This is a genomic window from Zoogloea ramigera (genome assembly GCF_006539865.1).
GTDB lineage: Bacteria > Pseudomonadota > Gammaproteobacteria > Burkholderiales > Rhodocyclaceae > Zoogloea > Zoogloea ramigera.
In genome coordinates this window covers 121,398-144,305 of the sequence record NZ_BJNV01000006.1, presented here as the reverse complement: position 1 = coordinate 144,305, position 22,908 = coordinate 121,398, and the positions used below count along the sequence as shown (strand labels likewise).

Below are 22,908 nucleotides of genomic sequence, written 5' to 3'. Positions count from 1 at the left end.
GTCCCTGGCACACCTGCGCAAGCGAGCACGTAGCGGGCCAATCCGGTTTTTTATGCCAAATACCGCACACGGCGAGCAAAAAAATCTGGGGACATGACAAACTGAAAACTACATTTAACCGAAGAATCATCTACCCAATAGATGAAAGCGGGTCGAAACAACCACGAAGCGTGCAAGAGGCAAGCGCAGGCATCGCCGCCGTCTGCCATTCAGGGGTACTTGCTTGATGAATCAGGCCGCATTCAAGAGCACCGTGAAGGGCTGGCTGGCCCGAACGCTCTGGGCTTACGGGCCCGACAAGCTCATCCGGCAGCTTCGGCAGATCGGGGTGACCGAAGGTTCGACGCTGGTCGTGCATTCGTCGTGGCTGCCGCACAACGGGTTTCGCGGCAAGCCGGCCGATCTGGTCAAGGCCCTCAAGGCCGCGGTCGGCGAGTCGGGCCTGCTGGTGATGACCTCCCTGCCCTACCAGAACATGAGCTCGGCCCAGTGGCTGGCCAGCGGGAAGCCCATGAACGTCCGCCGCAGCCCGTCGATGATGGGCCTGGTTTCCGAGGTCTTCCGCCGCTCCGAGGGCGTCCGCCGCAGCCTCAGCGCCACCCACCCGCTGCTGGCCTGGGGCCGGGACGCCGAGCGCTTCGTGGAGGGCCACGAAAAAACCGACCGCCCCTTCGGCGCCGGCTCGCCCTTCGCCCGGATTCTCGAACGTGACGCGATCGTCCTCGGTTTCGATGCGCCCTTCTCCACCTTCACCTTCCACATGTACGTCGAGGACCAGTTCGCCGACCGGCTGCCGGTCCCGCTCTACGAGCCGGAGCTGCACAGCGGCAAGGTCATCGACTACGCCGGCACCGAGAGCGTGCAGAGCATCCGCGTGCCCTCGGCCCTGGCCAACCGCCACCGGCGCCTCGACCGGATCGTCGCCAGGCACGAGCAGAACGGCGCCCTGCGGCGGGCCAGGCTGGGCAACACCCAGCTGGTGTGGATACGCGCCGGGGCCATGCTGCAGGGCGTGAAGGAGCTCATCGACAGTGGCCAGCCTTTCTACGACCCACCGGCAAGCCCCCACCCGGCGGCACATCACGCCTGACCGGCGCGGCGCTGGGCCACGCTCCGCCATCCCCCCAGGAAGCACAGAAGGAAGCTGCAATGGAAAACAACCAATCCACCGAGGCCTACGGCAGGGAGCGGGCGTCGCGCTACGACCAGTTCGCCGCCGTCACGATGGGCGACCGCCGGCATCAGCGCAGCTACCTGCAGGATCTCCTGCACCGCCAGCCCCTCACCCACGGCGCGTTTCTCGACCTGGGCTGCGGAACCGGCTTCTTCAGCGAAGTGTTCTTCGAGCACAAGCCCGACTTTCGCGGCCACCTTGTAGATGGCTCGGCCGACATGCTCGAGCTGGCCCGGCAGCGGGTGCAAAAAGAGGCGCGCCAGGCGAGCTTCCAGCACACGCTCTTCGACGCCCTCGACTGGTCGGCGCTCCCGGCCCTCGACGTGGTGTTCTCGGGCTACGCCATCCACCACCTCACCGACACCGGCAAATGGCAGCTGTTCGCCAGCATCCATGCGCACCTCGAGCCCGGCGGCGCCTTCATCCTGTTCGACAACTTCCTGCCGAACCACCCGGAAGACCGGGACCTCATCGAGTTCCTCACCTGCCGCGAGATCGAGCGCAAGACGCGCCACATCACGCCGCTCGAGCAGATCATCGAGACCGACCGCAAGCTCAAGGCCGCCGAGAACGACCAGGAGGCCAGCTTCGAGGAGCACCTCCGGCAGCTGCGGGCGCTGGGTTTCGGCCACGTCGTCCCGGTGTTCCTTGAAGCCCGTTATGGTGGCATTGTCGCCTACAAGTAGGCCCCACCCCGCCGAGCGGGGGCGCCGGCGGGTTACCATGCGGCCCCATGCTTCCCATCATTTACCAGGACGAGCGCGTCGTCGCGATCCACAAGCCCTCCGGCCTGCTCGTCCATCGCAGCGAACTCGACCGCCACGAGACGCGCTTCGCCGTGCAGCTGCTGCGCGACCAGCTCGGCCGCCACGTTTACCCGGCCCACCGCCTCGACCGCGGCACCTCGGGGGTGCTGGTGTTCGCCCTCGACAAGGACACCGCCCGCGCGCTGGGCGGGCAATTCGAACGCCAGGAGGTCATCAAGACCTACCTCGCCGTGGTGCGCGGCCACCCGCCCGAGGCCGGCCGCATCGACCACGCCCTCTCCCGCCGCCGCGATGACGCCGAGTGGGTCGGCGAGCGCAGCACCGACGAAGCCCAGCCCGCCGTCACCGACTTCCGCCGCCTCGCCACCTGCGAGCTGCCGCACCAGGTCGACCGCTACCCCACCAGCCGCTACGCCCTCGTCGAGCTCACCCCCCACACCGGCCGGCGCCACCAGCTCCGGCGCCACCTCAAGCACATCGCCCACCCCATCATCGGCGACGCCACCTTCGGCAAGGGCCGCCACAACCGCCTCTTCCAGCAGCTCTTCGGCTGCCACCGGATGCTGCTGGCCTGCGTGCGGATGCAGCTCCGCCACCCCGTCGACGGCCGCATCCTAGATCTATGCGCCCCGCCCGACGGCGAATTCGCCGCAGTCCTCGCAGCGCTCGGATGGAAGGAGCGGGAAATGGGTAATGGGTAGTGGGAAGTGGGGAATGGGTGACCACACTGGCGGAACGCGCCTCCAGGCTTCCACCCGCGACAAAACGGCACACCCGGCCAGTCGCCAGCGCACCCCAGCCCCACTCCCTACTACCCAATCCCTACTACCCATCCCCCCTCACCATTCGACACTTTCACCCGTAACACTGGCCGGTTAACATAGTCGGCCTTTTGCGTCGCCTACCCGATGAAGCTTCCCGAACGTCTTGACCCCTCCCGTCTGCCCTGGCAGCGTGCCGCACGCCTCGGGCCGCTCCTTGCCTGGAGCCTGGCGCTGGCTGTCACGGCCTGGGTGGCGGCCGACCTGTTCTGGCGCTTCACTGCCCCCCGCGCGCCCGCGCTGCCGTTTGCCGCCCAGGCCGACCCCCAGGCGGCGGCCCAGGCCATCGCCGGCCGTCACCTCATGGGCCGCAGCGGTGATGCCGGCCAGCCCGGCGGCGCCCCCGCCGCACCCAGCCGCTTCGTCGCCCACGCCGTCGTGACCGGCGCCGACGGCCGGCCGGGCTGGGCCATCCTCAGCATCGACGGCGGCCCCCAGCAGGGCTTCGTCGAAGGCCAACCCATCCAGCCCGGCACCACCCTCGCCGAGGTGCGCGCCGAATCCGTGCTGATCACCAGCGGCGGCGCCACGCAATCCATCGCCCTGGCCCCGCGCGCCACCGGTGGCACAACCGCCGTCAGCACCCCCGGCACACCGCCTACGCCCGCCAGCCCGCCGCCGGGCATCCCCGCCTCCCAGGAGTTCGGCGGCGAAGCCTCCGACCCCCGCCCCGACGCCGCCCAGCGCAACCTCGCTCCCGGCTTCCCGATCCGCATTCCGGCCTCGCCGCCCACGCCCAGCCCATGACACCCACCCGCCGCCGCCCGGGCTTTGCCCGCCGCGCCCTCGCCGCCAGCGTCGCCCTCACGCTGTCCACCAGCCTGCTGCCCAGCCTCCCGGCCCAGGCCGCCGAGACCGGCAGCAGCGCCAGCGGCGAGAACATCTCGCTGAACTTCGTTAACGCCGAGATCGGCGCGGTGATCCAGGCGATCTCCAAGATCTCCGGGCGCAACTTCATCATCGACCCGCGGGTCAAGGGCACCCTCAACATCGTCACCGCCCGCCCGGTGGCCCGCCATCTCACCTACTCGATCCTGCTCTCGGCGCTGCGCCTGCAGGGCTACGCGGCGGTCGAAGGGGACGGCGTCACCAAGATCGTGCCCGAGGCCGACGCGAAGCTCCACGCGGTGCCGGTGGGCAAGGGCAAGGGCGCCGGCGGCGGCGACCGCCTCACCACCCAGGTCTTCAACCTCAAGCACGAATCGGCCAGCCAGCTGGTGCCGGTGATCCGCCCGCTGGTGTCGCCCAACAACACCGTAACGGCCTACCCGGGCAACAACTCGCTGGTGGTCACCGACTACGCCGAGAACATCGGCCGCATCGCCCAGATCGTCGAATCCATCGACGTGCCCCAGGGCGACATGCGGGTGATCCCGCTGCAGCACGCCTCGGCCCTCGACCTCGCGCAAACCGTCACCCGCCTGCTCTCCGACGGCGGCATGGGCGCCGCGGTGGTTGCCGGTGGTGCCGTCGGCGGCGACGCCAGCCAGCGCATCTCGGTGATCGGCGACCCGCGCACCAACAGCCTGCTGGTGCGCTCCGAGAACCCCTCCAAGCTCAACGCGGTGCGCCAGCTGGTCGCCAACCTCGACAAGCCCGGCGCCGCCGGCAATATCCACGTGGTGTACCTGAAGAACGCCGAAGCCGTGAAGGTGGCCCAGACCCTCCGCGCGGTGATCAGCGGCGAAGCCGGCAACCTCGGCCAGAGCCCGGGCCAGGGCAGCACCTCCGGCAGCAGCTTCGCGCCCACGCAAACCGGCACCAACACCGGCAGCAGCACCACTGGCGGCATGGGCAACACGCCCTCCTTCAGCAACACCTCGGGCAACACCAGCGCCACCGGCAACGGCATCGTCCAGGCCGACCCGATGACCAACTCGCTGATCATCACCGCCCCCGAGGCCATCTACAACAACCTGCGCAAGGTCATCGACCAGCTCGACAAGCGCCGCGCCCAGGTTTATGTGGAAGCCCTGATCACCGAAGTCAGCACCGAAAAAGCCGCCGAGATCGGCATCCAGTGGCAGGCCGGCAAGGTGGGCAGCACCACCGCCTATGGCGGCACCAGCTTCGGCTCCAGCGGCAACAACATCCTCAACCTCGCCGCCGGCCTCGCCAGCAGCAGCTCCACGGTGCTCCCCGGCAACGGCCTCAACCTCGTGCTCGGCAGCGGCACCGTGAGCGTGGGCGGCCGCGAGATCGCCAACCTCAACATGCTGGCGCGCTTCCTCGAGTCCGACACCAAGGCCAACATCCTGTCCACGCCCAACCTGGTCACCCTCGACAACGAGGAGGCCAAGATCGTCGTCGGCCGCAACGTGCCCTTCCCCACCGGCTCCTACGCCAACACCGGCACCACCACCACCGTAAACCCCTTCACCACCATCGAGCGCAAGGACGTCGGCCTGACCCTCAAGGTCAAGCCGCAGATCTCGGAGGGCGGCACCGTGCGCCTGCAGATCTACCAGGAAGCCTCGGCCGTCATCGAAGGCACCGCCACCGCCACCACCGGCCCGTCCACCACCAAGCGCAGCATCGAATCCACCGTGCTGGTGGACGACGGTGCGGTGATCGCCCTCGGCGGCCTGGTCGAAGACACCTACAGCGGCGGGCAAGAGAAGGTGCCCGTGCTCGGCGACATCCCCTACCTCGGCCAGTTCTTCCGCTACGACAGCCGCAAGCGCGGCAAGACCAACCTGATCGTCTTCCTGCGCCCGGTCATCCTGCGCGACGCCAGCAGCATCGCCGGCCTCTCCGCCGACCGCTACAACTACATCATCGGCCAGCAGCGCGACCTCGACAGCCCCGACCGCCTGATGCGCCGGGAGCCCGGCGCCCCGCTGCTGCCGCCTCCCGGCAGCCCACCGCCGGCCGTGCCCTACAACGTGCCGACCACCGCGCCCCTGCTCCCGCCGGCCGCCGCCGTCGCCCCATGAGCGCCCCCGCCCTGCCCTACGCCTTCGCCAAGGCCCACGGCATCCTGGTCGCCGGGCAAGGGGCCGACCACGCCCAGCTGCTGCTCCGCGAAGGCGCCAGCCTCGAAGCCCTGGCCGAGGTGCGCCGCAGCCTGGGCCTGCCCCTGCAAATCGAGAACGTCTCCCGCGCCACCTTCGAGGCGCGCCTCTCCGAGGCCTATTCCGGCACCGACGGCAACGCCGCCGAGGTCGTCGCCGACGTGGGCCAGGAGGTCGACCTCACCCAGCTCATGACCGAGCTGCCGGCCGTCGAAGACCTGCTCGAAACCCAGGACGACGCGCCGATCATCCGCATGATCAACGCGCTGCTCACCCAGGCCGTGCGCCAGGCCGCCAGCGACATCCACATCGAGCCCTACGAACGCCACTCGGTGGTGCGCTTCCGCCGCGACGGCGTGCTGGTTGACGTCGCCCAGCCCCACCGCGCCCTGCACGCCGCGATGGCCTCGCGGATCAAGATCATGGCCAGCCTCGACATCGCCGAGAAGCGCCTGCCGCAGGATGGCCGCATCGCCCTGCGCCTGGCCGGCCGGCAGGTGGACGTGCGCGTGTCCACGCTGCCCACCACCCACGGCGAGCGCATCGTGCTGCGCCTGCTCGACAAGGGCAGCGGCCAGCGCAGCCTCGACAGCCTGGGCATGGCCGCCGCCACCGTGGCGCCGTTTGCCCGCCTGCTCGACCAGCCCCACGGCATCCTCCTCGTCACCGGCCCCACCGGCTCGGGCAAGAGCACCACGCTCTACGCCGCGCTGCAGGGCATGGACGCCAAGAGCCGCAACATCGTCACCGTCGAAGACCCGGTCGAATACGACCTCCCCGGCGTCGGCCAGATTCAGGTCAACAGCAAGATCGAGCTCAGCTTCGCCCGGGCCCTGCGGGCCATCCTCCGCCAAGACCCGGACGTCATCATGATCGGCGAGATCCGCGACCTCGAGACCGCCCAGATCGCTGTCCAGGCCAGCCTCACCGGCCACCTGGTGCTGGCCACCCTGCACACCAACGACGCCGCCTCGGCGGTCACCCGGCTGATCGACATGGGCGTCGAGCCCTTCCTGCTCGCCTCCACGCTGCGCGGCGTGCTCGCCCAGCGCCTGGTGCGTCGGCTGTGCCCGGCCTGCCGCACGTCCGAGCCCGCCACCGACGCCGACCGCGCGCTCCTCGGCCCCGCCACGCCCGCCCACCTGTGGCGCGCCCCCGGCTGCCCCGCCTGCGGCCGCACCGGCTACGCCGGCCGCACCGGCATCTACGAGCTCATCACCACCGACGACGCCATCGAGCGCCTCATCCACACCGGCGCCGACGAGGCCAAACTGCGCGCCCATGCCCGCGCCCACGGCGCCCACAGCCTGCGCGACGACGGCCTGCGCCTTCTCGCCGAGGGCGCCACCTCGGCCGAAGAGCTGCTCCGCGTGACGCGCGACTGACGCCATGACCGCCTTCCGCTATCGCGCCGTCGACCCGGCCGGCAAGGAGACCGCCGGCGTCATCGAAGCCGACACCGGCAAGGCCGCCCGCGGCCTGCTGCGGGAGCGCGGGCTGTTCCCCCTCGAAGTCGCCTCGGTGGCCCAGGACGGCGGCGGCAACAAGGCCGCCCGCCGCAAGCTGCGGGACGCCGACCTCACCCTGCTCACCCGCCAGTGGGCCACCCTGCTCGCCTCCGGCCTCACCGTCGAGCAGGCCCTCGCGGCCCTCATCGAGCAGGCCGAGACCGAAGGCCTGCGCCAGCTGCTGGCCGGCGTGCGCTCCGAGATCCTGGCCGGCTACAGCCTGCGCGCGGCCCTCGACCGCTACCCCCAGGCCTTCTCCACGCTGTACCGCGCCTCGGTGGCGGCGGGCGAAAAGTCCGGCGAGCTGGCCCGGGTCATGAACCAGCTGGCCGACTACCTCGACCGCAGCCACGCCCTGCGCACCAAAACGCTCCAGGCCCTGCTCTACCCGGCCATCGTCGCCAGCGTCGCGCTGATGGTCATCGTCGGCCTGATGACCTACGTGGTGCCCCAGGTGGTGTCGGTGTTCCAGCAGGGCAAGCAGGCCCTGCCGCTGCTCACCCGGGTGCTCATCGTGGTGAGCGCGCTGCTGCGCGAATGGGGCTGGCTGATGGTGCTGGCCGTCGTCGGCGCGGTGTTCGCCGGCCGCGCGGCGCTGCGCGACAGCACCCTCAAGCGCCGCTGGGACGCCTGGCTGCTGCGCCTGCCGCTGCTCGGCCGCCATCTGCGCACCCTTGATGCCACCCGTTTTGCCAGCACCCTCTCCATCCTCGCCGGCAGCGGCGTGCCGCTGCTTTCCGCGCTGGATGCCGGCCGCCAGGTCATCAGCCGGCTGCCCCTGGCCGACGCCGTCGCCACCGCCGCCGAACGCGTCCGCGAAGGCCAGCCGCTATCGCGCGCGCTGGGCGCCAGCCGCCAGTTTCCACCGCTGCTGATCCACATGATCGCCAACGGCGAGGCTACCGGCCGCGTCGACGAGCTCCTCGACCGCGCCGCCCGCCTCCAGCAGGCCGAGCTCGAAAACCGCACCGCCACCCTCACCGCCCTCCTCGAGCCGGTGCTGCTGCTGGCGATGGGCGGCTTCGTGCTGCTCATCGTGATGGCGGTGATGCAGCCGATCATCGAAATCAACACCCTGATGAAATAATCTGCGCGCCCCGCCACACGCCTCAGCTCAACCTGCCGCGTCGGGCGGAAGCCCGACCTACCCAGTACGACAAGGAACCGCCATGCAACGCACCTCCTCCCGCCTCGCCCGCGGCTTCACCCTCATCGAAGTCATGGTCGTCATCGTCATCCTCGGCATGCTCGCCGCCCTCGTGGTGCCCAAGGTCATGAGCCGCCCCGACGAGGCCCGCGTGGTCGCCGCCAAGCAGGACATTTCGGCCATCATGCAGGCCCTCAAGCTCTACAAGCTCGACAACCGCCGCTACCCCAGCGCCGAGCAGGGCCTCCAGGCCCTGGTCACCAAGCCGGCCGCCGCGCCGGTGCCCGACAACTGGAAGTCCTACCTCGACAAGCTGCCCCTCGACCCCTGGGGCAAGCCCTACCAGTACATCATGCCCGGCCTCAAGGGCGAGGTGGACGTGATGAGCTTCGGCGCCGACGGCATCAGCGGCGGCGAAGGCTTCGACGCGGACGTCGGCTCCTGGAATCTGTGAGCGCCTCCCCGCCCCTCCTGAACCCCTCCCCGGCCCTCCCCTTATCAGGGGAGGGAGGAAGTGGTGCGGCGCGGGCAGCGGGGTTCCCCCCTGCCAAGGGGGGACGGGGAGATCTGGCCGAGCGCGCCCATGCCCAGCGGGGTTTCACCCTCATCGAGGTCATGGTGGTGCTGGTCATCATGGGCGTGATGGCCACCGGCATCAGCCTCGGCATCGACAGCCTGCGCGGCCGCGACGCCGACCAGGCCCTCAAGCGCCTGCGCCTGGTGCTCGAAGCCAGCGCCGACCGGGCCAGCGTGCGCGGCCGGCCGATCGCCATCGAGCTACTGCCCGACGGCTACCGCTTCGCCGCCCTCGACGCCGACGACAACTGGCGCCCCCTCATCGACCCGCCGGTATTCACCGAACGCACCCTGCCCGCCGGCCTCGCCTGGGCCGGCCTGCGCCTCGACGGCCAGGCCGAAGCCAGCGCCGCCCCGCGCCTGCAGTTCGGCACCCAGGCCCCCGAATACGAGCTGCGCGTCGCCACCCCCGGCGGCAATGCCCGCTTCACCGGCAAGGCCAGCGGCGAGGTCATCCTCAGCCTGCCCGGCCAGGGCGCCCCATGAACACCCGTCGCCAGCGCGGCTTCACCCTCCTCGAGACCCTGGTCGCGCTGGCCATCCTGGCCATCGCCCTGACCGCCGCCTTCCGCGCCCTGGGTGTCACCGCCCAGTCCGCCGCCGAGCTGCGCGAACGCATGCTCGGCGACTGGGTCGCCGAGAACCGCCTGTCCGAACTGCGCGCCACCGCCGCCTGGCCCTCGCCCGGCGTGAGCGAAGGCAGCGCCGAGCAGGCCGGCCGCAGCTACCGCTGGCGCGAGGAGGTCAAGCCCACCCCCAACCCGCTGTTCCGGCGGGTCGATGTGAGCGTGTTCGGGCCCGACTCCGGCGAACACGCGATTTCCCGCCTGTCCGGCTACGTGGCCCGACCGCTGCAATGAGCGCCCCGCAACCGGCCCACCGCCAGCGCGGCCTGACCCTCATCGAGCTGATGGTGGCGCTGGCCATCTTCGCGGTGCTCGGGGTGCTCTCCTACCGCGCCCTGGCCGAAGTCAGCACCAGCCGTACGCGCCTCGAAGAAGGCTTCGAGCGCTGGCGCAGCATCGGCCGCGCCATGCAGCGCATCGACACCGACCTGCTCCAGCTGGTCGCCCCCGCCACGTCCTCCAGCCCCACCACCAGCGCCCAGGCCAGCCCGCCGCTGCTCCTCACCCGTGCCGCCAGTGGCGGGGCCGAGCTGCAGCTGTTGCGCCTCGACGAGGCCCGCGGCGTGCGCCGGGTCGGCTACCGCCTGGTCGACGGGCGCCTCGACTGGCTGCGCTGGAGCGGCCGCGACGCCTTCGGCGAGCCCACTGTCGAGCCGCTCCTCGGCAACGTGCGCAACGTACGCTGGCGCTTTCTCACCGGCGGCAACCGGGTCGACGCCTGGCCGCCCGGCGATCGCCGCGGCACCCTGCCCGACGCGGTGATCCTCGAGCTAGAGCTGCCCGACCACGGCACCCTCACTCGCTTCATCGCCCTCCGCTGATGCACCGCGCCGCCCGAACCTCCCCAACCAGGCCCCGCCAGCGCGGCGCCGCGGTGATCCTCGCCCTCCTCACGGTGGCCCTTGTCGCCGGCCTCGCCGCCGCCGCGGTGGGCGACCTGGGCGTGGCCATGGACCAGGTCACCGGCCGCCACGACCAGGCCCAGGCCCGCCAGCTCGCCCGCGGCGCCGTCGACTGGGCCCGCAACGTGCTGGCCGAGGACGCCCGCGGCAGCACCGTCGACCACCTGGGCGAAGCCTGGGCCGTGCAGGTGCCTCCGACCCCGGTCGAAGAAGGCGAGCTGGCCGGCGAGATCCGCGAACTCTCGGGCCGCGTGAACCTCAACAACCTGGTCCAGCTGGATGGGCCCGACGCCCTCGAGATCGAGCAATTCCAGCGCCTCTTGGCCAGCGTCGGCGTCGGCGACGCCGAGGCCATCAGCCTCACCGCCGCGCTCCTCGACTGGCTCGACGCCGACGACGAGCCGCGCCTGCCCGGCGGCGCCGAATCCAGCTGGTACGGCGCCCAGACGCCGCCCCGCCGGGCCGCCAACAGCCCCCTCGCGGCGGTCGCCGAGCTGGCCCAGATCCGCGGCTTCAGCCCGGCGCTCGTCGCCCGCCTCACCCCCTTCGTCGCGGCCCTGCCCGCCGGCAGCCGGATCAACGTCAACACCGCCCCGGCCGAGGTGCTGGTCGCCGCGGCCCCCGGCCTCGGCCTCGACACCGCCCGGGTGCTGGTGGCCGAGCGCGGCCGCGCCTGGTTCAAGGACGTGGCCGACTTCGAGGCCCGCCTCAAGTCGCGCAGCCCCGACGCCAACCCCGACATCTCGCGCCTGGCCACCACCAGCCGCCACTTCCTCGTCACCGGCCGGGCCCGCTTCGGCGTGGCCATGGTGCGCATGGAAGTACTCCTCGACCGCAGCCAGAACTGGCCCACCATCGTTTGGCAGAAACTGCTATGAGCCATCGCCTCCTCCTCGCCATCGACGAACAATGGCCCACCCGGCCCGACTGCCCGTGGGTGCTCCTCGGCCCCGACGGGCAGCCCACCGCCGAGGGCCACTCCGAGCCCCGCCACTGGCCCGCCGCCGCCGAGTGCGAGGTCGTCCTCACCGGCCCGCAGTGCCTGTGGCTCGAAGTGCCGCTGCCCCGCGCCAAGCGCAGCGACCTGCCGCGCCTGCTCGCCTACGCCCTCGAAGACCGCCTGCTCAAAGACCCGGACACCCAGCACCTCACCGTCAGCCACCGCCGCCCGGCCGGCGACGGCGAGCGCGAGCTCACCGGCGTGCTGGTCGTCGCCCGCGAACGCCTGCGCCAGGTCACCGCCCAGTTCGCCGCCATCGGCCGCCCGCCGCGCCGGGTGCTGGCCGAAGTGCAGACCGCCCCGGCCGGCGGCGAGGCCTGGCAGCTCAGCCTGTCGGCCGGTGGCGCGATCCTGCGCGGCAGCGCCGAGGCCGGCATCGCGCTCGACGCCGACATCCTCGCCCCGCTGCTGGCCGCCCAGGCCGCCACCGCCCGCGCCGCCAACACCGCGCCCAGCCACGTCGTGCTGCACCTCGCCCCCGGCTGCCCAAGCCCCGACCTCAGCGCGCTGCAGGCCGAAACCGCCCTCGACGTCCGCCCGGCGGCGCCCTACCTATGGTGGCAGGGCGCCGCCGGCAAGGCCGCCAACCTGCTCCACGGCGAGTTCGCCTTTCGCGAGCAGGGCGGCGGCTGGCTCGCCCGGCTGGCGCCGGCGGCCTGGGTCGGCGGCGCGGCGCTGGCCCTGTGGTTAGTGGTCGGGGTGGGTGAAGTGCTGTGGCTCAAGCACCAGCAGGGCGGCATCGAGGCGCGCATCGAGCGCGTCTACCGCAGCAGCTTCCCCAACAGCCCGGTGGTCGCCCCGGCGGCCCAGATGCGCCAGCAACTCAACCTGGAGCGTGCCCGCCACGGCCTGCTCCGCGACGACGACGCCCTCGCCCTGCTGGCCCAGGCCGCCGAAGCCCTCGGCACCGACGCCGCCGGCGGGGTGGCCGCCCTGCGCTTCGAGGACGGCCGGCTCGACCTCACGCTGAACGGCCCCGCCGCGGCCCGCGCCGAGGCCGTCGTCGGCCTGCTGGCGGCCCGCGGCCTGCTGGCCGACCTGCGCCGCGACGGCGCCACCACCCACCTGCTGCTCCGCCGGGAGACCCTGCAATGACCACCCTCGCCAAGCCCACCGCCAGCCCCGCCCCGGGCCCCATCGCCCGCCTCGGCCTGGCCTGGCAGGGCATCAGCCCACGGGAGCGGCGGCTGGTGCTCGCCGCTGGCGTCGTCGTGCTGGTCGGCCTCGTCGTGAGCCTGCTCGACTGGAGCCGCAGCGAACGCGGGCGCCTGGCCCGCAGCCTGCCCCGCGCCGAAGCCCAGCTTGAGCTGGTGCAGGAGGCCGCCACCGAACTCACCCGCCTGCGGGGCCAGACCGCCCCCCAGCGGGCCGCCGGGCCGGCGCTGCTCGAGGCCGCCCAGGCCTCCGCCAAGAGCCGCGGCCTCGGCCTCGCGCTGCAGGCCAGCGGCGACGGCCTGCAGATCAAGGGCCAGGCCAGCCTCGACGCCTTCGTCGACTGGCTCGCCGCGCTTCAGCGTGACCAGGGCCTGCGGGTGCAGCGCCTCGAGATCCAGGGCCAGAGCGGCGGCGCCAGCATCGACGCAGTGCTGGTGAAGAACGACGGCTGAGCCCCGCGCAAGATGACCCGCAAGCTCCTTGCCCTCCTCGCCCTCGCCCTCGGCTTTCTCGCCATCAAGGCCCCGGCCGCGCTGCTCGGCGGCCTGCTCGGCCATTTCAGCGGTGGCGGCCTCATCCTCCAGCAGGCCGAAGGCAGCCTGTGGCAGGGGCGCGGCACTCTCGCCAGCCGCGACGCCGGCGGGCGCAGCCTCACGCCCTGGCTGCCGCTGGCCTGGCGCTTCGACGCCGGGGCGCTGGCGCGCCTCGCCATCGGCTGGGACTTTTCCAGCAGCGGCAGCCCCCTCGCCCACGTCGAGCTCGGCCCCGGCGGCCTGTCCGTCAGCGACCTCAGCCTGCACGCCCCTGCCGGCGCGGCGCTGTCAGCGATCCCTCACCCGGCCGCCCGGGCCGGCTGGCATGGCGACCTGAGCCTCACCGCGCCCCGCTGGCAGTGCCCCGCCGACGGCCGCTGCAGCGGCGAGGCCAGCCTGCTGTGGCGCGGCGCCGGCAGCGCGCTGTTTCCGGGGCGCAGCTTCGGCGACTACCAATTGCAGGTCGGCGCCGAGGCCGGCAGCCTGCGCTTCACGCTCGCGACCCTCGCCGGCCCCATCATGGCCAGCGGCCAGGGTGAGGCGCCTTACGGCCAGCAACCGCGCTTCGACGGCCAGCTCTCGGGCGACCCGGAGCTGCTGCGCCGCCTGCCCGCCATCGCCGGTGGCGCCGCGCGGCCCGGCAATCAGCCCGGCCATTTCGAGATCCACTGGCCGCCGCGGTAATCCGTCACTTTCTTCAGCCTGCATATTCGGCCAGAATTGCAGGCTCACCCGAACCCACTCCACTGCAAGGCCCGACCCCATGAATCCGATCCAAGCCGCCCGTGCCGCCGGCCAGCAAATCTGGCTCGACAACCTGTCCCGCGCCCTCATCAGCTCCGGCGAACTCGCCCGCTTCATCGAGCTGGGCGTCGCCGGGGTCACCACCAACCCGGCGATCTTCCACAAGGCCATCGCCGAGGGGCAGGACTACCGCCCGGCGCTGGCAGCCATGGACGCCTCCCTCGGCGCCGAGGCGCGCTACGAAGGCCTGGTGATCGAGGACGTGCAGCGCGCCTGCGACGTCATCCGCCCGGTCTTCGAGGCCAGCCAGGGCGACGCCGGCTACGTGAGCCTGGAAGTCTCCCCGGCGCTGGCCGACGACGAGGCCGGCACCGTCGCCGCGGCCCGCCGCCTGCGTGCCGCGGTGGCCCGCGACAACCTGCTGGTGAAGATCCCCGCCACGGCGGCCGGCGTGGGCGCCATCGAAACCCTCACCGGCGAAGGCGTGAGCATCAACGTCACGCTGATGTTTTCGCTTGCCCACGTCGAGGCGGTGGCCGGCGCCTACCAGCGCGGCCTCGAAAAACTCGCCGCAGCCGGCGGCGACGTCACCCGCGTGCGCTCGGTGGCCAGCGTCTTCCTGTCGCGCTGGGACAGCCTGATCGACAAGCAGCTCGACGAGATCGGCACGCCCGAGGCCCTCGCCCTGCGCGGCAAGGCCGGCGTGGCCCTGGCCCGCCAGGCCTACCAGCGCTACCTCGCGCGCTTCCACGGCGCAGGCTTCGCCGCGCTGGCCGCCAAGGGTGGCCGCCCGCAAAGCATGCTGTGGGCCAGCACCGGCACCAAGAACGCGGCCTACCCCGACCTGATGTACGTGGAACCGCTGATCGGGCCGGAAACCGTGAACACCCTGCCCGACGCCACCCTCGCCGCCTTCATCGACCACGGCCAGGTGAGCGGCAACACCGTCGCCCAGGGTGCCGATGCCGCCGCCGCCCACATCGCCGCGCTGGCCGCCCTCGGCCTCGACCTCGACGTTCTGGGTGAGCGCCTGCAGCAGGACGGCCTGGCCCAGTTCGCCACCGCCTTCGGCAAGCTGCTCGAGCTCACGGCCTGAGCCCTACCGGCCCCGGCACAGCGGTGCGATTCGGATCGCGCCGTTTTTCGTTCACCGGGCAGGCACGAGAGTGGCCAGAAGCGGCTGGGGCCGGCATACTCGGGGGACAACATCCCATAACCCCCAAGGAGACACCCATGGAACGCAATGCGATCAACCCGCCCCAGCTCTTCACCGGCAAAGCCTTCAGCCAGACCTTCTCGATCAGCGGCCATCAGCGGCTGATCTTCGTCTCGGGGCAAGTCGACTGCGGCGTCGACGGCAAGGTGCGCCACCCCGGCGACCTGGAAGCCCAGCTGGTCGGCACCCTCGACAACCTCAAGATCGCACTGGAAGCCCAGGGCTGCACGATGCAGAACCTGGTGAGCGTGAACATCTATGTGACCGACCTGAAGCCCGAGGACTGCACCCGCATCCGCGAGATCCGTTCGGGCTATTTCGATGCCGAGAAGCCGCCCGCCGTCTCGCTGCTGGGCGTGCAGCGGCTCGCCTTCGAGGGGCTGCGGGTGGAGATCGAGGCGACCGCGGCCGCCTGAGGCCTTAAACTTTTCCGGCTCCATCACCGGCGCGGCATGACGCGCCGGCGCACAAAGCAGTTATCGCGCCCTGCCCCCCAGGGCCTCCACGCCACCGATGCGGACGCCGGGTGCAATGCCCTTCTGGCGGAACCAGCCCTCGTTCATCTCCAACGCAAAAGTTGCCGGCTTGGCGGCGCAGTGGTTGTCCTCGGTCTGCGGCTTCATGTCCTCGATGTTGAGGATGCGCCCCTGCTCATCGAGAAAGGCCACCGACAGCGGCAGCAGGGTGTTCTTCATCCACATGCAGTGGCGCTGGGGCTCGGTGAAGATGAACAACATGCCGTGGTTGGCCGGCATGCTGCGGCGCTTCATCAGCCCGACCATGCGGTGGTCGGGGGTGGCCGCCACCTCGGCCTCGATTCGATACATGCCGGCGCTGAGCTCGGTGAGCGGCATCGACGACTGGGCCTGCGCGACGCCCACGCTCGCCACGCCGACGAGCATGGCAAACAGGGTTTGGGAGATCGGACGAAGTGGCTTCATGGCACGGGGACGGCAAGGGGCAATGCACGAACTTAGCATGAAAAACCCCGCCGGCGGCATCGCGCGGCGGGGCTGCGAGGCGGGCTGACGCCCCATTGGGCCAGCGCGGGCGCGCCGCTCTTGAGAAACATGCAATGTTTCTCCGCCTACGCCGAGGCCGGCATGGCCTTGGAATGCTCTCAAGGAAACGCAGGGCCACCCCAGGCTTCCTTGTCTTGTCACCTGCGGGGGAGGCGGAGCCCGGCCCTGGGGGCACTCAGTGGGCCAGGAAATCCACCACCATCCGGTTGAACTTGTCGGCGTGTTCCCACTGGGCCCAGTGGCCGCAGCGGTTGAAGATGTGCAGCTCGGCGTTGGGCATGCCCCAGATCAGGCGCAGGCCCACGTCCATCGGCACGAAGCGGTCGTCGCGGCCCCAGATCACCAGGGTCGGGGCGGCGATCTCGCCCAGGCGCGGGCCGTAGTCGGGGAACTGCTTCGGGTTGGCGGCCAGGCTCTTGACGAAGTTTTCCAGGTGGTCCTTGCGCGACATCATGTTGTCGAGGCGGGCCTGGTAGAGGGCGTCGGTGAGGCTGCTGGTGTCGAACACGAACACCGCCATCATCTTTTTGAGGTTGTCGATGGTGGGGTTGCGGTAGAGGGCCTGGAGCAGCTTGATGCCCTCGGTGGGCATCGGCACGAACTGGCTCGGGCCGCCGGTGCCGCCGCCCATCAGCACCAGCTTGCCGACGCGGCCGGGGTTGAACAGCGCAAACGCGACTGCGCTGTGGCCGCCCATCGAGTTGCCGACGATGTGCACCTTGTCGAGCCCGAGGGCGTCGAGCAGGCCCTTGAGCGCACGGGCGTTGAGCTCGGAGCGGGAGCCGGTGCACACGATCGGGTCGCTCTTGCTCCAGCCCGGGCAGTCCATCAGGATCACCCGGTAGCCGGCGGCCACCAGCGGCTCGATGTTGCGGTTGAAGTTGGCCCAGCCGCTGGCGCCGGGGCCGGAGCCGTGGAGCATCACCACGGTCTCGGCGCCTTCGCCGCAGTCGTTGTAGTGCAGTTGCAGGTCGAGGTCGCCCTCGTGGATGCGCACGAAGCGGCTGGTGGCGGCTTCGGTGATGGCGGGCGCTTGAGTCGTCATGGCGTGGTTTCCTTTGTCCGGAGGTGTGTTTCGGGTCAGCCGACGCTTCAGTCGGTGAAGGGGCGCGGGCCGAAGCCGATGGGGGCCGGCGCACAGGCCACGAGCTTCGAGAACAGGCCGGCGAAATCCTCGTGCGCGGCCAGATCGCGGGAGGCCATGTCGGCCTGGAACTCGGCCTCGGCGGCGGCCCAGTCGGCGGCGTCGAGGTGGGTGCGCAGGCGCGGCAGCACCGCACTCTCCTCGAGCATGATGTGCCCGCGGTAGAACTCGGCGTAGTCGTCGAAGGCCTGCGCAAAGGCCTCGAAACGGGCCGGATCGGCGATGTAGGCTTCCAGCGCCTGCTGCAGCACGGCGATCCGCGCCGGGGCCGCGGCGTGCTGCTCGGCGAGGCGCGCCAGCGCGTCGGCGGCTTCCGGGCTGCGCTCGGCGAGGCGGATGAAGAGCGGGTCTTCGCGCGGGTGGTGGCGCTGCTCGGCGTAGGCGTCGAGATAATGGACCATCGCCTGGAACAGCTTGAGGTCCGGCGCCAGCCGGCCGGCGCCGACTTCCTTCAGCATGAAGCGGATGGCGTGCAGGATCGAGGCCAGCGCCTGGTGCTCGTCGGAGATGATGCGCAGTGCTTCCATGTGGGTTCTCCCGTGGTCTTTCAGGTGGACAGCAGTTCCTGGTGCTTGCTGCCCAGGCCGAGATAGCTCTCGATCACGCGGGGGTCGTCGCGCAGGGTGCTGGCCTCGCCGTGCATCTTGATGCCGCCGTTTTCAAGCACGTAGGCGTAGTCGGCCACCTGCAGCGCAGCGCGGGCGTTCTGCTCGACCAGCAGGATCGACACGCCACGGCGGCGGAGTTCGGCGATGATGCGGAAGATTTCGCGCACGATCAGCGGCGCGAGGCCCAGGCTGGGCTCGTCGAGCATCAGCAGCTTGGGCCGGGCCATCAGCGCGCGGCCCACCGCCAGCATCTGGCGCTCGCCGCCCGACATGGTGCCGGCCTGCTGCAGGCGGCGCTCCTTGAGGCGCGGGAAGAGGGTGTACACCTCTTCCATCGTCTCCAGGTGGTCGCGCTTGCCGCTGCGGTGGCGCTGGAAGGCGCCGAGCAGCAGGTTGTCCTCGATGCTCATCGAGCCGAACAGTTCGCGCTTCTCGGGCACCAGGTTCATGCCGCGCACGACCATCCGCTCGACCTCCGGCACCTGCTCGATGCTGCCGTCGAAGGCCACCTCGCCGCGGGACGGCAGCAGGCCCATGATCGCCGACAGGGTGGTCGTCTTGCCGGCACCGTTGGGGCCGATCACGGTGACGATCTTGCCCTCGCCAACGGCAAGGCTCACGCCGCTCACCGCCTCGACCTTGCCGTAGGCCACCGAGAGGTTCTTGACTTCGAGTACATTGTTGTTGCTCATCACAGGTCTCCCGCCGGGCCGCCCCAAGGGAGACCTGCGCCCCCTTGGAGGGGTGAGGCAGGGGTTTCACGGCGCATGGCGCCGTGCCTGCCGAACGGGGCGGCCACGCAAAGCCGCCCCTCCACGAAATTAGTGAGCGTGGGGGCCATTTCACACACCTCCCAGGTAGGCTTCGAGCACCGCCGGGTTGCTCTGGATCTCGGCCGGCAGGCCCTCGGCGATCTTCTCGCCGAACTCCATCACGACGACCCGGTCGACCAGGCTCATCACGAAGTCCATATCGTGCTCGACGATCAGCACCGCCATGCCCTCCGACTTGAGGCGGCGCAGCAGCTCGGCGAGGGCCTGTTTTTCCTTGAGGCGCAGGCCGGCGGCTGGCTCGTCGAGCAGCAGCAGGCAGGGGTCGGAGCACAGAGCGCGGGCGATCTCGAGGATGCGCTGCTGGCCCAGGGCCAGGCTGCCGGCCTCGGCGAACATGAAGTCCTTCAGGCCGACGCGCTCCACCTGCACGGCCGCCTCGCGCAGCAGGCGTGCTTCTTCATCGCGGTCGAGGCGCCAGGCGGCGGGCAGCACGCCCTTGCTGCCGCGGCGGTGGGCGCCGATGGCGACGTTCTCGAGCACCGTCATCTTGGGCAGCAGGCGCACATGCTGGAAGGTGCGGCTCATGCCCAGCCCGGCGATCTCCCGCGAGCTGTGGCCGGCCACCGACTTTCCGCGGAACAGCACGTCGCCTGAGGTCGGCGTGTCGACGCCCGACAGCTGGTTGAACATGGTGCTCTTGCCGGCGCCGTTGGGGCCGATGAGCGCCAGGATCTCGCCCGCCTTAACCGACAGGCTCATGTTGTTGTTGGCGACGAGGCCACCAAACTTGCGGGTCACGTCCTTCGCCTCGAGGATGGTCTCGCCCATCGGCGGCTGCGGCTTCTTGACCAGCGGCGTGGCGGCGGGGTCGATGGTCTTTTGCGCCTCGCGCACCGGCACCAGGCCGGCGATGAGCGGCCACAGGCCGTCGCGGGCGCGCTGCAGCACGATCACCATCATCACGCCGAAGATGATCACCTCGAAGTTGCCGGCGCTGCCGAACACCTTGGGCAGGATGTCCTGCAGCCACTGCTTGAGCACCGTGATGACGCCCGCCCCCACCAGCGCGCCCCACACCTGCCCGGCGCCGCCGACCACCGCCATGAAGAGGTACTCGATGCCGATGTGCAGCCCGAAGGGCGTGGGGTTAACGAAGCGCTGCAGGTGCGCATACAGCCAGCCCGCCGCGCAGGCGTGGAGCGCGGCGATCACGAAGATCACCATGCGCGCCCGGGAGGTATCCACACCCATCGACTCGGCCATCACCATGCCGCCCTTGAGGGCGCGGATCGCCCGCCCCTCGCGGGAGTCGAGCAGGTTGCGGGTGGTGAACAGCGCCGCCAGCACGAAGCACCAGACGAGGTAGTAGAACTGCCCGTTGTTCACCAGCTCGTAACCGAACAGGCTCACCGGCGGGATGCCGGACAGGCCGCCGTGGCCGCCCAGGAACTCCATGTTGCCGAACAGGAAATACAGGCTGATACCCCAGGCCATGGTGCCCAGGGGCAAAAAGTGGCCCGACAGCTTGAGCGTCACCGAGCCGAGGATCACCGCCACCGTGGCGGTGATCACCAGGCCGGCGACCAGGGTGAACCACGGCGAGCTGCCGATGAAGGCCAGCCAGCCCGGCAGATCCTGGGCGGTGGTGAGCCACGCCGTGGTGTAGCCGCCGAGCCCGACGAAGGCCGCCTGCCCGAAGCTGGTGAGCCCGCCGACGCCGGTCAGCAGCACCAGCCCGAGGGCCACCAGCGCCGACAGCCCCACGTAGTTGAGCAGCGTTACGTAAAACTCCGGCAGCACCAGCGGCGCCGCCGCCAGCAGCACCAGAAACACGCCAAGCACCAGCTTGGGGCTGAGCCGCGACGGCGCGCCGGGCGCGGCCCGGGTTTGGGTATTTGCGTTCATTCTTCTTCCTCCACGTGGTGGGAAGTGAGGGAGCGCCACATCAGCACCGGGATGATCAGCGTGAACACGATGACGTCCTTGAAGGCGCTCGCCCAGAAGGACGAGAAGGATTCGAGCAGGCCGACCAGGATCGCGCCGCCCGCCGCCAGCGGATAGCTGGCCAGCCCGCCGATGATGGCCGCGACGAAGCCCTTGAGGCCGATCAGGAAGCCGCTGTCGTAGTAGATGGTGGTGATCGGCGCCACCAGCAGGCCCGACAGCACGCCGATGACCGCCGCCAGAAAGAAGGTCAGCCGCCCGGCCAGCGCCGGCGAGATGCCCATCAGGCGCGCGCCGTTGCGGTTGATGGCGGTGGCGCGCAGGGCCTTGCCGTACAGCGTGCGGTCGAAGAACAGGTAGAGCGCGACGATCAGCACCACCGAAGCCGCCAGCACCACCAGCGTGTGCCCGCCAATCATCAGCGAACCGAGCTCGAACTGGGCCTCGCTGAAAGGCTGGGTGCGCGAACCTTCGGGCCCGAAGATGAGCAGCCCCAGGCCGACCATCGCCAGGTGCACCGCCACCGAGATGATCAGCAGCACCAGCACCGGCGCCTCGGCCACCGGCTGGAAGGCCACCCGGTAGAGCATCGGCCCCATCGGCACGACGATCGCCAAGGCGATCAGCACCCGCGCGGCGGTGGGCAACTCGGCGAGCGACAGGCCCCACAGCAGCCCCGCCAGCGCCAGCGGGTAGGCCAGGTTCCACAGGAGGGAGCGGCCGATGCTGCGCCGGCCGGTGGCCGAGAAGCCGTCGACGGCGAGCGTCAGCACGCCGCAGCCGACCAGCAGCCACACCGTGGCGGGGAAATGGCCGCTTTCGAGGGCCGCCATGGTGAGGGCCCCCCAGGCGAGAAACTCACCCTGGGGGATGAAGATGACCCGGGTGACGGCAAACACCAGCACCAGCGCCAGCGCCAGGAGCGCATAGATCGCCCCGTTGGTGACGCCGTCCTGGCCGAGCATTGCAATGATTTCGGCATCCATCGCGGACTCCCGTGGAAACCCGCCGCCCCGGGTGGGGGCCGGCGGGTGGAAACGACAAGGCTTCGAAAGGCCCGGGCCAGGCAGCGCCCGGCCCGGCGGCGCTTACTTGACCAGCTTCCAGTGGTTGTTCTCGACCTTGATCATCACGATCGCGCTGGCGTCGTAGCCCGCGTGGTCGCCGGCCGCCATGCTGTAAACACCGTTGGTGCCCACCAGCTTGCTGGTCTTCTCGATGCCGTCACGCAGCGCCGCGCGGTACTCCGGCGTGCCGGCCTTGACCTTGGCCTTCTGGGCGCCGGCGATGGCGTTCTGCAGCAGCAGCCAGGCGTCCCAGGTGGCACCGGCGAAGGTGGAGCGGGAATCGGGGCCGTACTTGGCCTCAAGGGTCTGCACGAAGGCCACTGCGTTTTTCTTGGTCGGGTGGCTGTCGGGCAGCTGCTCGGCCACCAGCACCGGGCCGACCGGGATCAGCGCGCCTTCGACGTTCTTGCCACCGACCCGCAGGAACTCCTTGCTGGTGACGCCGTGGGACTGGTAGATGCGGCCCTTGAAGCCGCGCTCGCGCAGCGTGATCTGGGGCATCGCGGCGGGCGTGCCGGAGGCGCCCACGAAGACGGCGTCGGGCTTGGCGCTGATCACCTTGAGGGCCTGGGCCTGGACGCTGGGGTCGGCGCGGCCGTAGCGCTCGGAGGCGACGATGGTGATCTTGCCCTCGGCGGCCTTGGTGAGGGCCTTGTGCAGCACCTCGCCCCACGAATCCGAGAAGCCGATGAAGCCGACGGTCTTGACGCCGTTGGCGAGCATGTCGGCCACCACGCGCTGCACCATCAGGTCGGCGGAGGGTTCGCTGCGGAACACGAAGCCGCGCTTGTCGCCGGAGACGTCGAGGGGCGCGACGGAGATCATCGGCACCTTCTCGCCGTTTGCCACGTCGGCCATCGCCACCGCGGTGCTGATGAGGTTGGGGCCGAGGATGGCGTCGACCTTGTCCTCGCTGATCAGCTTGCGGGCGTTCTTGACGGCCGCGGTAGGGTCGGTGGTGTCGTCGAGCAGGATGAAGTTAACCTTCTCGCCGCCAACGGTGGTCGGGAACAGGGACACGGCCTTGCGCGTCTCGGCGCCCAGAGCGGCGGCCGGGCCGGTGAGGGAGGCCACCACGCCGACGTTGATGTCGGCCACGGCGGGAGCAGCGGCCAGGGCGGCGGCGGTGATCACGAACAGGTTCTTCAGTTTCATTGTTGTCTCCTC

24 protein-coding genes are annotated in these 22,908 nt (G+C 70.6%); 17 read left to right on the top strand and 7 right to left on the bottom strand.

All coding sequences use genetic code 11. The annotated features are described in order from the left end of the window. The first annotated feature begins 226 nt into the window (after positions 1-226). The 17 genes from ZRA01_RS02505 to ZRA01_RS02425 all read left to right on the top strand — a co-directional run bounded on the left by ZRA01_RS02505 (position 227) and on the right by ZRA01_RS02425 (position 15,599). Positions 227-1,090 carry an AAC(3) family N-acetyltransferase gene (locus ZRA01_RS02505; protein WP_141349178.1) on the top strand — a complete coding sequence of 288 codons (864 nt, stop codon included), beginning with the start codon at positions 227-229 and terminating at the stop codon, positions 1,088-1,090. Between the two features lie 59 nt (positions 1,091-1,149). Beyond that, positions 1,150-1,860, top strand: coding sequence for a class I SAM-dependent methyltransferase (locus ZRA01_RS02500; protein WP_141349177.1), 711 nt, complete (start codon positions 1,150-1,152; stop codon positions 1,858-1,860). A gap of 47 nt (positions 1,861-1,907) precedes the next feature. After that, positions 1,908-2,642 carry a tRNA pseudouridine(65) synthase TruC gene (locus ZRA01_RS02495; protein WP_141349176.1) on the top strand — a complete coding sequence of 245 codons (735 nt, stop codon included), beginning with the start codon at positions 1,908-1,910 and terminating at the stop codon, positions 2,640-2,642. A gap of 207 nt (positions 2,643-2,849) precedes the next feature. Then, positions 2,850-3,509, top strand: coding sequence for a type II secretion system protein N (locus ZRA01_RS02490; RefSeq protein WP_141349175.1), 660 nt, complete (start codon positions 2,850-2,852; stop codon positions 3,507-3,509). Beyond that, positions 3,506-5,698: a type II secretion system secretin GspD gene (gspD, locus tag ZRA01_RS02485; protein ID WP_141349174.1), complete on the top strand. Its 2,193-nt coding sequence runs from the start codon at positions 3,506-3,508 to the stop codon at positions 5,696-5,698. The genes ZRA01_RS02490 and gspD overlap by 4 nt, the downstream gene beginning before the upstream one ends. Next, positions 5,695-7,161, top strand: a complete 1,467-nt coding sequence (gene gspE, locus ZRA01_RS02480; protein ID WP_141349173.1) for a type II secretion system ATPase GspE — start codon at positions 5,695-5,697, stop codon at positions 7,159-7,161. The genes gspD and gspE overlap by 4 nt, the downstream gene beginning before the upstream one ends. A 4-nt stretch (positions 7,162-7,165) precedes the next feature. Next, a complete protein-coding gene (gene gspF, locus ZRA01_RS02475; protein WP_141349172.1) occupies positions 7,166-8,371 on the top strand; it encodes a type II secretion system inner membrane protein GspF in 1,206 nt (401 codons plus the stop codon). Between the two features lie 82 nt (positions 8,372-8,453). Next, positions 8,454-8,885 (top strand): type II secretion system major pseudopilin GspG, encoded by a 432-nt coding sequence (gspG, locus tag ZRA01_RS02470; RefSeq protein ID WP_141349171.1) that lies wholly within the window; start codon positions 8,454-8,456, stop codon positions 8,883-8,885. Continuing rightward, positions 8,882-9,493 carry a prepilin-type N-terminal cleavage/methylation domain-containing protein gene (locus ZRA01_RS02465; RefSeq protein ID WP_281279825.1) on the top strand — a complete coding sequence of 204 codons (612 nt, stop codon included), beginning with the start codon at positions 8,882-8,884 and terminating at the stop codon, positions 9,491-9,493. The genes gspG and ZRA01_RS02465 overlap by 4 nt, the downstream gene beginning before the upstream one ends. After that, positions 9,490-9,867, top strand: a complete 378-nt coding sequence (gene gspI / locus ZRA01_RS02460) for a type II secretion system minor pseudopilin GspI (protein WP_141349169.1) — start codon at positions 9,490-9,492, stop codon at positions 9,865-9,867. The genes ZRA01_RS02465 and gspI overlap by 4 nt, the downstream gene beginning before the upstream one ends. Next, on the top strand, positions 9,864-10,454 hold the full coding sequence (gspJ, locus tag ZRA01_RS02455; protein WP_141349168.1) for a type II secretion system minor pseudopilin GspJ: 591 nt from the start codon (positions 9,864-9,866) through the stop codon (positions 10,452-10,454). The genes gspI and gspJ overlap by 4 nt, the downstream gene beginning before the upstream one ends. Then, positions 10,454-11,413, top strand: a complete 960-nt coding sequence (gene gspK, locus ZRA01_RS02450) for a type II secretion system minor pseudopilin GspK (protein WP_141349167.1) — start codon at positions 10,454-10,456, stop codon at positions 11,411-11,413. Before gspJ ends, gspK begins: the two co-directional genes overlap by 1 nt. After that, the gene (gspL, locus tag ZRA01_RS02445) at positions 11,410-12,630 is read left to right on the top strand and encodes a type II secretion system protein GspL (RefSeq protein ID WP_141349166.1); all 1,221 of its coding nucleotides are present in this window, start codon (positions 11,410-11,412) and stop codon (positions 12,628-12,630) included. Before gspK ends, gspL begins: the two co-directional genes overlap by 4 nt. Beyond that, complete coding sequence (locus ZRA01_RS02440; protein WP_141349165.1) at positions 12,627-13,142, top strand: type II secretion system protein M; 516 nt, start codon at positions 12,627-12,629, stop codon at positions 13,140-13,142. Before gspL ends, ZRA01_RS02440 begins: the two co-directional genes overlap by 4 nt. Before the next feature lie 12 nt (positions 13,143-13,154). Continuing rightward, positions 13,155-13,907 carry a type II secretion system protein N gene (gene gspN / locus ZRA01_RS02435; RefSeq protein ID WP_141349164.1) on the top strand — a complete coding sequence of 251 codons (753 nt, stop codon included), beginning with the start codon at positions 13,155-13,157 and terminating at the stop codon, positions 13,905-13,907. A 79-nt stretch (positions 13,908-13,986) separates the two neighbouring features. Beyond that, complete coding sequence (tal, locus tag ZRA01_RS02430) at positions 13,987-15,063, top strand: transaldolase (RefSeq protein ID WP_141349163.1); 1,077 nt, start codon at positions 13,987-13,989, stop codon at positions 15,061-15,063. A 137-nt stretch (positions 15,064-15,200) separates the two neighbouring features. Next, complete coding sequence (locus ZRA01_RS02425; RefSeq protein ID WP_141349162.1) at positions 15,201-15,599, top strand: RidA family protein; 399 nt, start codon at positions 15,201-15,203, stop codon at positions 15,597-15,599. 60 nt (positions 15,600-15,659) lie between these two features. Here the strand turns inward: ZRA01_RS02425 and ZRA01_RS02420 are convergent, their stop codons facing one another. The 7 genes from ZRA01_RS02420 to ZRA01_RS02390 all read right to left on the bottom strand — a co-directional run bounded on the left by ZRA01_RS02420 (position 15,660) and on the right by ZRA01_RS02390 (position 22,896). Next, a complete protein-coding gene (locus ZRA01_RS02420) occupies positions 15,660-16,124 on the bottom strand; it encodes a DUF192 domain-containing protein (RefSeq protein WP_218028638.1) in 465 nt (154 codons plus the stop codon). A gap of 256 nt (positions 16,125-16,380) precedes the next feature. Continuing rightward, positions 16,381-17,250 (bottom strand): alpha/beta fold hydrolase, encoded by an 870-nt coding sequence (locus tag ZRA01_RS02415; protein ID WP_141349160.1) that lies wholly within the window; start codon positions 17,248-17,250, stop codon positions 16,381-16,383. A 47-nt stretch (positions 17,251-17,297) separates the two neighbouring features. Then, positions 17,298-17,876 carry a hemerythrin domain-containing protein gene (locus tag ZRA01_RS02410; protein WP_141349159.1) on the bottom strand — a complete coding sequence of 193 codons (579 nt, stop codon included), beginning with the start codon at positions 17,874-17,876 and terminating at the stop codon, positions 17,298-17,300. A gap of 20 nt (positions 17,877-17,896) precedes the next feature. Continuing rightward, complete coding sequence (locus ZRA01_RS02405; protein WP_141349158.1) at positions 17,897-18,649, bottom strand: ABC transporter ATP-binding protein; 753 nt, start codon at positions 18,647-18,649, stop codon at positions 17,897-17,899. A 150-nt stretch (positions 18,650-18,799) separates the two neighbouring features. Next, a complete protein-coding gene (locus ZRA01_RS02400) occupies positions 18,800-20,635 on the bottom strand; it encodes a branched-chain amino acid ABC transporter ATP-binding protein/permease (protein WP_141349157.1) in 1,836 nt (611 codons plus the stop codon). Further along, a complete protein-coding gene (locus ZRA01_RS02395) occupies positions 20,632-21,660 on the bottom strand; it encodes a branched-chain amino acid ABC transporter permease (protein WP_141349156.1) in 1,029 nt (342 codons plus the stop codon). The genes ZRA01_RS02400 and ZRA01_RS02395 overlap by 4 nt, the downstream gene beginning before the upstream one ends. A gap of 102 nt (positions 21,661-21,762) precedes the next feature. Beyond that, positions 21,763-22,896 (bottom strand): ABC transporter substrate-binding protein, encoded by a 1,134-nt coding sequence (locus ZRA01_RS02390; protein WP_141349155.1) that lies wholly within the window; start codon positions 22,894-22,896, stop codon positions 21,763-21,765. Positions 22,897-22,908 lie beyond the last annotated feature (12 nt).

What these genes read in the sequence shown, in the direction of transcription:
- ZRA01_RS02505 (WP_141349178.1), top strand. Translation starts at nt 227, where the DNA reads ATGAATCAGGCCGCATTCAAGAGCACCGTGAAGGGCTGGCTGGCCCGA.
- ZRA01_RS02500 (WP_141349177.1), top strand. Translation starts at nt 1,150, where the DNA reads ATGGAAAACAACCAATCCACCGAGGCCTACGGCAGGGAGCGGGCGTCG.
- ZRA01_RS02495 (WP_141349176.1), top strand. Translation starts at nt 1,908, where the DNA reads ATGCTTCCCATCATTTACCAGGACGAGCGCGTCGTCGCGATCCACAAG.
- ZRA01_RS02490 (WP_141349175.1), top strand. Translation starts at nt 2,850, where the DNA reads ATGAAGCTTCCCGAACGTCTTGACCCCTCCCGTCTGCCCTGGCAGCGT.
- gspD (WP_141349174.1), top strand. Translation starts at nt 3,506, where the DNA reads ATGACACCCACCCGCCGCCGCCCGGGCTTTGCCCGCCGCGCCCTCGCC.
- gspE (WP_141349173.1), top strand. Translation starts at nt 5,695, where the DNA reads ATGAGCGCCCCCGCCCTGCCCTACGCCTTCGCCAAGGCCCACGGCATC.
- gspF (WP_141349172.1), top strand. Translation starts at nt 7,166, where the DNA reads ATGACCGCCTTCCGCTATCGCGCCGTCGACCCGGCCGGCAAGGAGACC.
- gspG (WP_141349171.1), top strand. Translation starts at nt 8,454, where the DNA reads ATGCAACGCACCTCCTCCCGCCTCGCCCGCGGCTTCACCCTCATCGAA.
- gspI (WP_141349169.1), top strand. Translation starts at nt 9,490, where the DNA reads ATGAACACCCGTCGCCAGCGCGGCTTCACCCTCCTCGAGACCCTGGTC.
- gspJ (WP_141349168.1), top strand. Translation starts at nt 9,864, where the DNA reads ATGAGCGCCCCGCAACCGGCCCACCGCCAGCGCGGCCTGACCCTCATC.
- gspK (WP_141349167.1), top strand. Translation starts at nt 10,454, where the DNA reads ATGCACCGCGCCGCCCGAACCTCCCCAACCAGGCCCCGCCAGCGCGGC.
- gspL (WP_141349166.1), top strand. Translation starts at nt 11,410, where the DNA reads ATGAGCCATCGCCTCCTCCTCGCCATCGACGAACAATGGCCCACCCGG.
- ZRA01_RS02440 (WP_141349165.1), top strand. Translation starts at nt 12,627, where the DNA reads ATGACCACCCTCGCCAAGCCCACCGCCAGCCCCGCCCCGGGCCCCATC.
- gspN (WP_141349164.1), top strand. Translation starts at nt 13,155, where the DNA reads ATGACCCGCAAGCTCCTTGCCCTCCTCGCCCTCGCCCTCGGCTTTCTC.
- tal (WP_141349163.1), top strand. Translation starts at nt 13,987, where the DNA reads ATGAATCCGATCCAAGCCGCCCGTGCCGCCGGCCAGCAAATCTGGCTC.
- ZRA01_RS02425 (WP_141349162.1), top strand. Translation starts at nt 15,201, where the DNA reads ATGGAACGCAATGCGATCAACCCGCCCCAGCTCTTCACCGGCAAAGCC.
- ZRA01_RS02420 (WP_218028638.1), bottom strand. Translation starts at nt 16,124, where the DNA reads ATGAAGCCACTTCGTCCGATCTCCCAAACCCTGTTTGCCATGCTCGTC.
- ZRA01_RS02415 (WP_141349160.1), bottom strand. Translation starts at nt 17,250, where the DNA reads ATGACGACTCAAGCGCCCGCCATCACCGAAGCCGCCACCAGCCGCTTC.
- ZRA01_RS02410 (WP_141349159.1), bottom strand. Translation starts at nt 17,876, where the DNA reads ATGGAAGCACTGCGCATCATCTCCGACGAGCACCAGGCGCTGGCCTCG.
- ZRA01_RS02405 (WP_141349158.1), bottom strand. Translation starts at nt 18,649, where the DNA reads ATGAGCAACAACAATGTACTCGAAGTCAAGAACCTCTCGGTGGCCTAC.
- ZRA01_RS02400 (WP_141349157.1), bottom strand. Translation starts at nt 20,635, where the DNA reads ATGAACGCAAATACCCAAACCCGGGCCGCGCCCGGCGCGCCGTCGCGG.
- ZRA01_RS02395 (WP_141349156.1), bottom strand. Translation starts at nt 21,660, where the DNA reads ATGGATGCCGAAATCATTGCAATGCTCGGCCAGGACGGCGTCACCAAC.
- ZRA01_RS02390 (WP_141349155.1), bottom strand. Translation starts at nt 22,896, where the DNA reads ATGAAACTGAAGAACCTGTTCGTGATCACCGCCGCCGCCCTGGCCGCT.